Genomic DNA, 12,204 nt, shown 5'->3' with positions numbered 1-12,204 from the left:
GTTGTGATTGGATTTGTTTAACAAATACGGAGCGTTTGGCGCGATGCATGCGCTGCTTGCGGTAGCCCTCGGCGCTTTTGCGGCGCATGGCCTGAAAAGCCGCCTCACGGCGGAGATGCTAAATGTCTTCGAGACTGGCGTCCGGTACCATATGTATCATGCGATCGGGCTGTTTCTGCTCGCTTTGGCCTCGACGCGGCTTGGCTCTCATATTGCCGCCATGCGCTGGGCTGCCCGCTTTATGCATATAGGCATCTTTTTGTTCTCGGGAAGTTTGTACGCGCTCAGTCTCAGCGATGTCAAGTGGCTTGGGGCCATAACGCCGCTTGGCGGGTTGGCCTTCATTATATCCTGGGGATTGGCAGCTTATGCCCTCTGGAAGGCCAAGAGCGAATAATCGCCTTTATTCGACTGCCGGCTTCTTTCACAATCCGTGAAAGAAGTCGGCTGTTGTCGTTTAATTGGATAAATCCTCCACAGGGAGTATCCATATATGACCATTATCGTTTATAATAGGCTTCAGATAAGACTCAGAATCAGAAAGGAAGATATTCGTGTCCAATGATGCGGCGGAGACCTCAGGAAAGAACGCCAACCATCGAATTGTAAGCGTTCGCATTTATTGGGCAGCAACGTTTGGCGTCGGTATGGCTGCACTGGTTTGGATGGCGGCTAGCTTTTGGTGGCTGTCTTCTTTTGATTATTGGTGGAGCACGCTGGCGGTAACGGCGGCTGCGGGTGGAATGATCTATGGATTGATCATTCCTTTGATCAGACGTAATCAATTACCGGGAACGAATGATTTTTATACCCGGATTGCGGAGTCCTTGCTTACCTTCGATGCGGTTGCACTGATGGTGCTTGACAGATCAGGGCGGATTGTCGAGCTGAACGAATCCACCAGCGAGCTTCTCGGATACAAGAAAGAGGAGCTTTTGGGCAGGATGTTCTTGCCTTATGTTGATCCGGCTCACCGTCGGCAGATTGTAGATAATTTCAGGCAGACGCTGCGAGGGAAAGTCAAGGAAATGACGGTCAGCACGATTCACAGCCGCGGACATTTCTTTGATATTCATGTGAAAACGGCACCGGTGCTGAACAACGGCCGGATTATCGGAACCGTGATAATCAGCACGGATCTCAGCGACCGCAAGCGGAATCTCGAGCGAATCCGTTATATGGCCTATTATGATGACATGACGGGCCTCCCGAACAGAAGATCCTTTATGATGCAGTTGAACGAGTGCCTGAGTGGAGCCAAAGCCTCGGGGAAGCGGCTGGCGATTCTGTATCTGGATGTCGACCGCTTCAAGCTGATTAACGCTTCGTTCGGAAGAGATTTCGGGGATATGCTGCTGATGCAGATGGCTGAACGGCTCAACCGCGGTCTGCCCGAGCCTGATCTTGCGGCACGCATGGAAGGCGATGAGTTCGCCATTCTATATACAGACGCAGGTACGGAGGACGAGCTGCTCTGTAAAGCCAAAGCAGTGCTGCACCTGATCGAGGAGCCCTTTGAGCTGCAGGGAGTCCCGCTGCATGTAACAGTGAGCATCGGCATCGCCACAAACAATCTTGACGACGATGATGCAAGCGTGCTGCTCAGGAAAGCGGACATGGCGCTTGCCCGGGTGAAGGACAGCGGGAAGAATAACTGTTTCATTTATTCTGAGGAATGGGATAACAGTTCCCTTGCGCGTCTGACGCTTCAGCACGAGCTGAAGCGGGCGGTTCAGCGGAAGGAATTTATTTTATATTATCAGCCTCAGTATCATTTGGTTACGGGTGAAATTGTGGGCGTGGAGGCTTTGATCCGCTGGGAGCATCCTGAGCGGGGAATTGTGGGACCGGGGCAATTTATACCTCTGGCAGAGGAGAGCGGGCTCATTGTGCAAATTGGCGATTGGGTGCTGGAGGAGGCATGCCGGCAAAATAAAGCCTGGCAGGCTGCGGGGCTTCCTCCCATCCCGGTCTCCGTGAACCTGTCGATCAGACAGTTCCTGCAGCAGAATTTAACAGAAAGAGTAGCGGAGATTCTGGACCGGACGGGGCTGGAAGCCCAATACCTCGATCTGGAGATTACGGAAACGATGACGATGGATGTCACGCATGCCTCCAGCTGTTTGCTGGAGCTTACCAAGCTTGGCGTGCATATCAGCATTGATGATTTTGGAACCGGGTACAGCTCCTTTCATTATTTGAAGAATCTGCCGATCGGCCGTTTGAAGATTGACCGGTCATTCGTGAGCGATATCGAGCATGATCCCGGGGATGCGGCCATAGTCGCTGCGATTATTGCAATGGCGCATAGTTTGCAGCTTCAAGTAATCGCCGAAGGCGTCGAGACTGAAGTCCAAATGAAATTTCTGCAAAAGCATCTTTGCGATGAGATGCAGGGCTTTCTATGGAGCCCGCCTGTTACCGGCTATGAGATTACAGAAATGCTGCATACCATGAGCTTCAAATAAAAAAAAGGGAGCCTTCCTTATCGGGGAGGCTCCCTTCGCTTGCTTGGCAGTCAATCGTTTGTTCCGTGTCAAATCACAAAATCATCGATCTCATTCAATGTAAACGTGTATACCTGCTTCTCATCCACATGATAGACAGTGAGCATTTGGCTGCTCTCATCAAGCTTGATTATTCGGCATGGAATGTTCAGGCGTACGCCAAATCCCTTATTCACCGAGAGGCGGATCAGCCGGTTCTCGGAAATACTGGTGCGTACCCGGTCAATAATTTGAGGCACTTCTTCGATAGTGGCCGTCGCTGCTTCAGTACGATGCTCCTGAAGTCCCGCAGGATTGCCGCCCGCTGGCGGTTCAGCGATGTAAGGGCTGCCAATTGCGGGTTTCCCCGATACGGCGGATTCCAGCGCTTCAATAAGCCTGCCCAGTTCGATTCCTGATTTAATGCGATAGTCAGCAAATCCGCATTGATTAAGCAGATGCAGGAGACGCTCTGCTGCGAGCGCATTCGTATTGCCTTCTACCAATATATCTACATTAAACAAGTAGGCGGACTGTTCTATGCTGCTTGTTTTACCTTTAGTATCCATAATGCCTCCATGACTAACATAAGTAGAATCACTATACCACTAAAGGACCAATAAATGTAGTCCTATTTTCACTTGTTATCTGGATGAAATTCGTCAATAAACTTGAGTCATATGTCCTATTCCGGATGGCTTCGGCAGACATATAGTAAATAAGCCAATGGTTCCTTATTAAGGAGGCGGTATTGAATGATGCGCATGGTTCCGATTTCGCTGGATGGCGGCATTCACGTGATTGGTGTGGAAGTGAAGCTGCCCAAAACGACCCTGCTTGCAGTAACGACAGACACGGGCTACATTATGTGCGGCGCTCTTGATGTGGCGCTGTTAAATGAAAGGCTGAAGGATCGGGGAATTATCGCTGGCCGGGCGGTTGGCGTGCGGACGCTGGAAGAGCTGATGGATGCTCCGCTTGAGTCCGTTACCGAAGCTGCAGAAACTCTTGGCATTGTTCCCGGAATGAAGGGTTCAGACGCCATTCGGCTGATGCTGTAGATTACAAAATAACAGAGGCTTGTCCGGCATCCGCCTCAAGCGCGTAATGCTTCAATAGACAATCCTCTGTTATATTTTGCTGATCTATTCGTTTAATGAATTCCGCTCACAGCGTTTCAAACAGTTTCTTCAAATTGACGTCATACGGAGGTTTAATGACACCCTTCTCCGTAATAATGGCTGTTACATAATCGTGTGGCGTAACATCGAAGGCCGGATTATATACCTTGATGCCTCTTGGGGCGGTACGCTTGCCGAAGCCCTCCGTAATTTCCTCCGCGTCCCGCTCCTCAATGGGAATAAGCTCTCCGCTTGCCGTATTCAAATCAACGGTGGAGAGCGGACAAGCAACATAAAACGGAATATTATGCGCTTTGGCGAGAACCGCAACGCTGTATGTCCCGATCTTGTTGGCAACGTCACCGTTTGCCGCAACGCGGTCTGTTCCGACAATAACGGCATCGATCCAGCCTTTATTCATGATCATGCCGGCCATGTTGTCGCAGATCAGCGTGACGTCGACACCCGCCTGCTGCAGTTCGAAGGCCGTCAGTCTGGCGCCCTGCAGGACAGGCCGCGTTTCATCCGCGAAGACGCGCAGCTTGATGCCTTGTTCCAGCGCAAGATAGAAGGGAGCTAAAGCCGTGCCGTACTTGGCCGTAGCCAGGCTGCCGGCATTGCAGTGGGTGAGAACGCCCATGCCATCCTCAAACAAGCCAAGCGCATGTTCGCCGATCATCCGGCATGTTTCCTCATCCTCGCTTTGAATCGCTTTTGCTTCATCCAGCAGCGCCTCTTTGCAAGCCTCCAGATTAAGCCCGCTTGCTTCGAGCTCTTTGGCCCGGGCCCTCATGCGGTCAAGTGCCCAGAATAAATTGACTGCAGTCGGCCGGGACGTAGCCAGGTGGGCAGATACCTGATTTACCGCATCCAGCCACTCCGCTTTAGTTGACTCCGACCGGCTGCCAAGAAATACGCCGTAGGCGGCGGCTATTCCGATCGCCGGGGCTCCGCGCACCTTGAGATGACGAATGGCTTCCCACACATCCTGGCCGGTTGTGAGCGGCAGATGAACAACCTCCTCAGGCAGCAAGCGCTGGTCCAGCAGATCAAGATGATCTCCCGCCCAGACAACGGATTGAAGTCCTTTATAATTTTCCATGAATGATTGTTCCTTTCTTTAGGCCTTTACCGATGCAGCCGCTGATTGGGCGACCTCAATCAGATCCTCGATAGCGGCTGTTTTACGGTTCCGTTTGATTAGTTCCTTCCCGATTGACAGCGCGAGGCGCTGCGCATGCTCCCTGGCGGCAGGATCGGGTATTTGGTCAATATCTGCTACGTGGGCAAGACCTACAATCCGGCGGACCATCTTGCTTCCTGCATACCCCACCGTATCCTGAAGCAGGCGGTTCATATAATTGTCCTTGTAGCCCGGAGCGGTCATGCTGATCCGGTCAACACCGTTCTTCTCCCACAAGGAGCGGAATTTGGCGTCGAACTTGATCCATATCTCGCGAATGGTTTCAATCAGGTAGGAGCGGTACTCCTGCCGTGCCGTCTCATCGGAATCCCAATGACCGCGTGCGGCAAAATTCAGCAGCAGGTTCGCAATGACAGCTCCGATATCAAAGCCCATTGGCCCGTAATAGGCAAACTCGGGATCGATTACCTGCGTCGAATCCGGCTTGATAAAAATACTTCCGGTATGCAAGTCGCCGTGCAGCAGCGCTTGTGCCTGCGTCAGGAATTTCTCGCGCAGCAGGGCGACCTCAAGATGAAGCTCGCCGTCGTTCCACAGCGCCTCTGCTTCATCGCGGATCGCTTCGTCGAAGCTGTTGGTGTCGGCATCCGTGTAGGGATGATCGAATATGAGATCCTCCGTTATTTTGCACAGCTCCGGATTGATAAACTCGCGAACACGCAGCTTCTTGCTTTGCTGATTCATTCCGAGATCGGATGTGAAGAACAGCGTATTGGCGAGAAAGGTTGAAATATGCTCGGCAAAAAGCGGATATCGTCCGCTCTCGATCAGTCCGCGGCGCATGATCACATGATCGCTGAGATCCTGCATAATTGTCAAAGCAAGCTCAGGGTCGTATTTGTAAACGGTCGGAACGAGTCCCGGAGCCAATTTTCCCTGCTGGATCAGCGCCTCGCTCTCGATCCGGGCACGGTCAAGCGTCAGCGGCCAGGATTCGCCCACCACTTTGGCATAAGGCAGGGCCTGCTTCAGAATCAGGCTTGATCCTTCCTTGGGGTCCGAGATATGAAACACCAGATTCAAATTGCCATCGCCGATTTCCCGGCTGACAAGATGGGCTCCCGGTGTGAAGATACTCTCCAGGCCACGGGCAATTTCAATAGCTTCTTGTTCGTTCAATGGATGATAAGCAGACATCTCTTGTCCACCTTTCGACTGTGATAATGGAAATGATAGTTTATTATATCGCCGTTGGCCGGCTTAGTAAAATCAGTAGAACGATTGGCATCCAAATAAGTATAACGAATATTTTTTCGCGTTGGAATAGCACCTTTGTTATAATAGTAGCAAAAGGTATTGAACCCGGTCGATTTTTGCAACCGTTCAAGTGAGGAACTACTATATAGAAAGACTCACGTTATCAAGCACCTTCAAGGACATAAGAGTGGATGCAGCCTGCCTGGCTGGCAGCAGCGGCGAAGGCAAGAATTTTAGGAGGTGTAAACATTGAACGACATTAATAATCCGCAGCCCGTAGCGCTCAAGGAATGGGCCGTTGCGGTTAAAGCACTTGCTGAAGGCAGACAGATCATTGTGCTTCGCAAAGGCGGTATCGCTGAGGAAACAAGGGATTTTCAACTCGTCAGCCGCAGATTCTATCTGCTCCCTGCTTACGAGCATCAAAGAATGGAGCTTCTGAAGGATGATTATCAGGACCGTTTAAAGGATACGCTGAAGGAAGCGAGTCCGGATCGCGTTCGAATCTCTGTTTGCGCCGAAGTTGTGGAGGATATTGAAATCTACGATATGGAGACTCTGGACAAGGTCCGGGAATGCCATATATGGACGGATTCTTTTGCAGAGGAGCGCCTGAAGTGGAAAAAGAAGAAGCCGCTTCATCTGCTTATACTGCGCATCGGCCGGCTCGAGCATCCTGTTGACATCCCAATGCGGGATGCTTACACGGGCTGCAAGTCATGGGTTACTTTGGAGGACGGACTTCAGGAGAACAATATCTCGCCTGTACTTTCTGATGCTGCTTTCCAGGAGCAGGCTTCCAGGATTCATCATTTACTAAATCTTTAAGAACCGGAGCGGTTGGGCCGTGAGGGCGGCATTGTTGATTTATAACGAAACTTAGACTAAAATGATTATTGAGAATCAATGAGAATCATTTTAGAATCATTACAAATGAAGACCATGTTTCTAACAAATATAGGAACATCGAACTTTGGAAGGGGTAGTTTAAATGGCAACACATTTCAAGATCGACGGCTTGAAGGCTGAGATCGAAGGCAAGGAAATACTGAAAGGTATCAACATTGAGATCAAGGGTGGCGAAATTCATGCCATCATGGGACCGAACGGTACAGGAAAAAGTACGCTGGCATCGGCGCTTATGGGGCATCCTAAATATGAAGTGACGGAAGGCGCCGCCACGCTTGATGGTGAGGATCTGCTTGATATGGCCGTAGACGAGCGCGCCCGCGCCGGTCTGTTTCTCGGCATGCAGTATCCAAGCGAAATTACCGGCGTTACCAATTCCGATTTTCTGCGCAGCGCCATCAATGCCCGCAGGGAAGAAGGAAAAGAGATTTCACTGATTCGTTTTATCCGTCTGATGGAAGGCAAGATGAAGGATCTGGAGATGAATCCCGAATTTGCCCACCGTTATTTGAATGAAGGCTTCTCGGGCGGAGAAAAGAAACGGAATGAGATTCTGCAAATGATGCTGATCGAGCCCAAAATTGTCATTCTGGACGAAATTGATTCCGGACTTGATATCGATGCGCTCAAAATCGTAGCCAACGGCGTCAACGCCATGCGCTCCGAGGATCGCGGCTTTCTGATCATCACTCACTATCAACGGCTCCTGAACTATATTACACCGGATTTTGTTCATGTTATGATGCAGGGCCGAATCGTGAAATCAGGCGGACCGGAGCTTGCGGCGCGTTTGGAGAGCGAAGGTTACGATTGGGTCAAAGAAGAACTGGGCATCGTGGACGAAACGGTCGGACAGGTTTAGTGGAGGAGGAAAAGCAATATGAGTACACAACTAACTACTCCGGTGAACCGCCAGTCTGCCGAAGCGTTATCACGAACCAAAGGCGAGCCGGCCTGGCTTGAAGCGCTGCGCATCAAGGGCGCTGAGCTTGCGGAAACGCTGGAATGGCCGAAACCGGAAAAAACGCGTATTGACCGCTGGGAATTGACAGCGCTGGGCAGTTACAAACCGGAGGCTGAGCTTCGCTCGGCAGACGAGTTGCCTGAGTCATTGAAGGAGCTTTCGGGTAATGCTCCGTCAGGACTCGTTGTTCAACGCAACTCGAGCAGCGTGTTCAAGCAGCTTTCTCCTGAGCTTCAGGCAAAAGGAGTTATCTTTACCGATCTGGAAACGGCAGCGCGGGATCACGCCGATCTGGTGCAGAAATATCTGTTCCAGGCCGTAAAGCAGGATGAGAGCAAGCTGACTGCCCTGCATTCGGCAATATGGAACGGCGGTGTATTTTTATACGTGCCCAAGAATACAGAAATCGAGCTGCCGCTGCAGGCTTTGTTCTACAGCGACGATGCTGAAGCGACTTTTGCGCCCCATATTCTAATCGTTGCGGATAACAACAGCCGTGTTACTTATGTAGATAATGTGGTTTCCGCCTATACTGCGGAGCAGCAGGCGCTAACCAAGCAGGCCGTAGTTGAGGTGTTTGTAAATCCGGGCGCTCATGTAAGGGTAGCAACGGTTAATCATATGGCTGACAGTATCATCGATCTGACGATACGCCGTGCGATCATTGAGAATGATGCCCGTATTGAATGGGTAATCGGTGATTTGCATGACGGACATATTTTGTCGGATACGCAATCTGTGCTGAAGGGCAATGGCTCTTCATCGGATGCGAAGGTCATCAGTATCGGCAAGAACTCGCAGCAAATGAGCTTGACGACGGGAGCCGTTCATATCGGGCGCAGCTCCGAGAGCAACATGGTTACGAGGGCTGTTATGAAAGACTCATCAAGAGCCATCATCAACGGCATCACGAAGATCGAGAAGGGCGCAACCAAGGCCAATGGCGTACAGACCGAGAAGGTGTTGATGCTCAGTCCCAAAGCCCGCGGCGACGCCAATCCGATTCTGCTGATCGATGAAGATGATGTTAAAGCTGGTCATGCGGCCAGCGTTGGACAAGTAAATCCAGAACAGGTGTACTACCTGATGTCGCGAGGCATCTCAAAAAAGGACGCAGAGCGGCTCATTATTCACGGATTCCTGGCCCCGGTGGTTTCGGAGATTCCGATCGAGGCTGTTCGTGAACAGCTCAAGCGTCTTCTTGAAAGGAAGCTGGAAGGATGAATGTGCAGGCGATTCGGGAACAATTTCCGATCCTGCATCAAGAGGTAAACGGGCACCCGCTCGTATATCTGGACAACGCGGCGTCTTCACAGAAGCCGCGTTCCGTCATTGATGCCATGGTTCGGTATTATGAAATGGACAATGCCAATGTTCACCGCGGCGTTCATACGCTCGGCTCGCGTGCAACAGACGCTTATGAAGGCGCCCGCGAGAAGACGGCGGCATTTCTCCATGCAGCCAGCCCCCAGGAAATCATCTTTACCCGCGGGACGACCACAGCGCTTAATCTGGTTGCCTCCGGTTATGCCCGTACGGCATGCGGCGAAGGCGACGAAATCGTGATAACGCCTATGGAGCATCACTCCAATTTAATACCGTGGCAGCAGGCCGCCAAAGCGACCGGAGCCACGCTGAAATATATTCCGCTCCAGCCGGATGGCTCCATTAGCCTTGCGGATGCGGAGAAGACGATTACGAGCCGTACCAAGGTTGTTTCTATCTCCCATGTATCCAATGTGCTGGCAGTCATTAATCCAATTAAAGAAATTGCCGAAATTGCACATCGCAATCATGCTATAATGGTAGTAGACGGCGCACAAAGTACGCCGCATATGCGGGTGGATGTTCAGGATTTGAATTGTGATTTCTATGCTTTCTCCGGACATAAGATGTGTGGTCCTACGGGAATTGGAGCATTATATGGCAAGAAGGCTCTGCTCGAAGCCATGGAACCGATCGAATTCGGCGGTGAAATGATCGATCACGTTGATTTGTATGAATCGACATGGAAAGAGCTGCCTTACAAGTTTGAAGGAGGAACGCCGATAATCGCCGGAGCTGTCGGGCTTGGTGCGGCAATCGATTTTCTTCAGGAAATTGGCATGGATGCGATCGAGCAGCATGGACAAAAGCTTTCTGCATATGCGTATGACCGGCTTCGTGCAATGGATGACATAACGATATATGGTCCCGAGAAGAATCGGGCTGGTCTTGTCACCTTCAATCTCGATGAGGTTCATCCGCATGATTTAGCAACTGTATTGGATACCAAAGGGATTGCCATCCGTGCCGGACATCATTGCTGCCAGCCGCTTATGCGCTGGTTGAATGTTTCTTCTACGGCCAGAGCAAGCTTTTATTTATACAACACCGAAGAGGACGTTGACCGGTTGATTGACGCCCTCCACCAGACAAAGGAGTTCTTCGGTTATGCAATTGGATGATTTGTATCGCAGAGTCATTATGGATCATTACAAAAACCCGCGCAACCGCGGTACGCTGGATGAAGATGCCGTGACGGTCAACCTGAATAATCCGACCTGCGGTGACCGGATTACGCTGCAGATGGAAATTCAGGACGGGATTGTAAAACAAGCCAAATTCACCGGCGAAGGCTGTTCGATCAGCATGTCTTCCGCTTCCATGATGACCGAAGCGGTCCAAGGCAAATCGCTTGATGAAGCTCTTGCGCTGGCTGAGAAGTTTTCCAGTTTTATCAAGGGCGAACCAACGGAGTTTGATGAGCTTGAAGATATTGAGTCGCTGGCGGGCGTGAGCAAATTCCCGGCGCGCATCAAGTGCGCGACACTTTCCTGGAATGCGCTGCGCAAAGGAATTGAGTTGGAGAAACGACAATAAGCGCGCTTTAATGCGCGTCTGAGAGATGGGAGGCCTTTACAATGGCTAAGCAAATGCCCGATTTGGAAGATTACAAATACGGTTTTCGTGACGAGCATAAGGCGATTTTTGAATCCGGTAAAGGTTTGACACCCGAAGTTGTGCGTACAATTTCGGAGATCAAGAACGAACCGGAATGGATGCTGGAATTCCGTTTGAAGTCGCTGGAGCAGTTTAACAAAATGCCGATGCCCCGTTGGGGCGGCAACATGGATGACCTTGATTTCAATGATATTCAGTACTATGTGAGAGCATCGGACAAACAAGGGAAAACGTGGGAGGAAGTTCCGACCGAAATCAAAGAAACCTTTGATAAGCTTGGTATTCCCGAAGCGGAGCAGAAATTCCTTGCAGGCGTATCCGCTCAATACGAATCCGAGGTTGTTTACCACAGCATGCAGGAGGATCTGGAGAAGCAGGGTGTTATTTTCACCGATACCGACACCGCGCTTCGTGAATATCCAGAGATTTTCCGCAAATACTTCGGTACGATCATTCCTCCGGCGGATAACAAATTCGCCGCTCTCAACAGTGCAGTATGGTCAGGCGGGAGCTTTATCTATGTTCCAAAGGGTGTGCAATGCGAAGTTCCGCTGCAGGCATACTTCCGTATCAATTCGGAGAACATGGGCCAATTCGAGCGTACTCTCATCGTAGCCGATGAAGGCAGCATGGTTCACTATGTAGAGGGCTGTACGGCTCCAATCTACAGCACGAACTCTCTGCATAGCGCAGTGGTTGAAATTCTTGTTCTCAAGGACGCCCGTGTCCGCTACACGACGATTCAAAACTGGGCGCCGAATATTTATAACCTTGTGACCAAACGTGCCGTTGCCGAAGAAAATGCAACCATGGAATGGGTCGATGGAAATATCGGTTCCAAGCTGACAATGAAATATCCGGCTGTTGTTCTTAAAGGCCGCGGCGCCAAAGGCATGGTCCTCTCCATCGCCGTTGCCGGTAAAGGGCAGCATCAGGATGCCGGCGCCAAGATGACTCATCTGGCACCGGATACCACATCGACAATCGTATCCAAATCGATCAGCAAGCATGGCGGTAAAGTAACCTATCGCGGTTTGGCTTCATTCGGACGCAACTCCGAGGGCTCCAAGGCAAACATCAAATGCGATACGCTCATCCTTGATAATGAATCGACTTCAGACACGATTCCCTATAACGAAATTATGAACGACAACATTACACTTGAGCATGAAGCAACGGTATCCAAAGTATCCGAGGATCAGCTCTTCTATCTGATGAGCCGCGGACTGACCGAAGCGGAAGCGACGCAAATGATCGTCATGGGCTTCATCGAGCCGTTCACCAAAGAACTGCCGATGGAATACGCTGTTGAAATGAACCGTCTCATCAAGTTCGAGATGGAAGGCAGTATCGGTTAATCGATTGAAACAAAAAAAGAAG

12 protein-coding genes are annotated in these 12,204 nt (G+C 50.8%); 9 read left to right on the top strand and 3 right to left on the bottom strand.

What is annotated here, in order from left to right:
* Positions 1 to 13: 13 nt before the first annotated feature.
* Positions 14 to 397, top strand: a complete 384-nt coding sequence (locus ACFOLF_RS09340) for a DUF423 domain-containing protein (protein ID WP_379114099.1) — start codon at positions 14 to 16, stop codon at positions 395 to 397.
* 157 nt (positions 398 to 554) lie between these two features.
* The gene (locus tag ACFOLF_RS09335; RefSeq protein WP_379113968.1) at positions 555 to 2,468 is read left to right on the top strand and encodes a putative bifunctional diguanylate cyclase/phosphodiesterase; all 1,914 of its coding nucleotides are present in this window, start codon (positions 555 to 557) and stop codon (positions 2,466 to 2,468) included.
* A gap of 68 nt (positions 2,469 to 2,536) precedes the next feature.
* Here ACFOLF_RS09335 and ACFOLF_RS09330 read toward each other — a convergent pair whose 3' ends face one another.
* The gene (locus ACFOLF_RS09330; protein WP_210038493.1) at positions 2,537 to 3,055 is read right to left on the bottom strand and encodes a hypothetical protein; all 519 of its coding nucleotides are present in this window, start codon (positions 3,053 to 3,055) and stop codon (positions 2,537 to 2,539) included.
* 186 nt (positions 3,056 to 3,241) lie between these two features.
* Between ACFOLF_RS09330 and ACFOLF_RS09325 the strand changes: the two genes are divergently transcribed.
* A complete protein-coding gene (locus ACFOLF_RS09325; protein ID WP_210038494.1) occupies positions 3,242 to 3,547 on the top strand; it encodes a YunC family protein in 306 nt (101 codons plus the stop codon).
* A 106-nt stretch (positions 3,548 to 3,653) separates the two neighbouring features.
* On the opposite strand, the gene mtnA is transcribed toward ACFOLF_RS09325, so the two are convergent.
* Both mtnA and mtnK read right to left on the bottom strand, forming a co-directional pair.
* Positions 3,654 to 4,709, bottom strand: a complete 1,056-nt coding sequence (gene mtnA, locus ACFOLF_RS09320; protein WP_210038495.1) for an S-methyl-5-thioribose-1-phosphate isomerase — start codon at positions 4,707 to 4,709, stop codon at positions 3,654 to 3,656.
* An 18-nt stretch (positions 4,710 to 4,727) separates the two neighbouring features.
* Positions 4,728 to 5,948 (bottom strand): S-methyl-5-thioribose kinase, encoded by a 1,221-nt coding sequence (gene mtnK, locus ACFOLF_RS09315; RefSeq protein WP_210038496.1) that lies wholly within the window; start codon positions 5,946 to 5,948, stop codon positions 4,728 to 4,730.
* A 309-nt stretch (positions 5,949 to 6,257) separates the two neighbouring features.
* Here mtnK and ACFOLF_RS09310 point away from each other — a divergent pair, with 309 nt between their 5' ends.
* The 6 genes from ACFOLF_RS09310 to sufB all read left to right on the top strand — a co-directional run bounded on the left by ACFOLF_RS09310 (position 6,258) and on the right by sufB (position 12,182).
* Entirely contained in the window at positions 6,258 to 6,836 is a 579-nt protein-coding gene (locus ACFOLF_RS09310) for a DUF1802 family protein (RefSeq protein ID WP_379113970.1), read from the top strand.
* Between the two features lie 163 nt (positions 6,837 to 6,999).
* Positions 7,000 to 7,779 carry a Fe-S cluster assembly ATPase SufC gene (gene sufC / locus ACFOLF_RS09305; protein WP_210038497.1) on the top strand — a complete coding sequence of 260 codons (780 nt, stop codon included), beginning with the start codon at positions 7,000 to 7,002 and terminating at the stop codon, positions 7,777 to 7,779.
* Between the two features lie 18 nt (positions 7,780 to 7,797).
* Positions 7,798 to 9,105, top strand: coding sequence for a Fe-S cluster assembly protein SufD (sufD, locus tag ACFOLF_RS09300; protein ID WP_210038498.1), 1,308 nt, complete (start codon positions 7,798 to 7,800; stop codon positions 9,103 to 9,105).
* Positions 9,102 to 10,328: a cysteine desulfurase gene (locus tag ACFOLF_RS09295; RefSeq protein WP_210038499.1), complete on the top strand. Its 1,227-nt coding sequence runs from the start codon at positions 9,102 to 9,104 to the stop codon at positions 10,326 to 10,328. The genes sufD and ACFOLF_RS09295 overlap by 4 nt, the downstream gene beginning before the upstream one ends.
* Positions 10,315 to 10,743 carry a Fe-S cluster assembly sulfur transfer protein SufU gene (gene sufU / locus ACFOLF_RS09290; protein ID WP_210038500.1) on the top strand — a complete coding sequence of 143 codons (429 nt, stop codon included), beginning with the start codon at positions 10,315 to 10,317 and terminating at the stop codon, positions 10,741 to 10,743. Before ACFOLF_RS09295 ends, sufU begins: the two co-directional genes overlap by 14 nt.
* Positions 10,744 to 10,784: 41 nt before the next feature.
* Complete coding sequence (sufB, locus tag ACFOLF_RS09285) at positions 10,785 to 12,182, top strand: Fe-S cluster assembly protein SufB (RefSeq protein WP_210038501.1); 1,398 nt, start codon at positions 10,785 to 10,787, stop codon at positions 12,180 to 12,182.
* Positions 12,183 to 12,204 lie beyond the last annotated feature (22 nt).

The organism is Paenibacillus sepulcri, assembly GCF_042647105.1.
Classification (GTDB): domain Bacteria; phylum Bacillota; class Bacilli; order Paenibacillales; family Paenibacillaceae; genus Paenibacillus_Z; species Paenibacillus_Z sepulcri.
The sequence above is the reverse complement of the archived record's forward strand: the minus strand, read 5'-3'. Positions and strand labels throughout refer to the sequence as shown.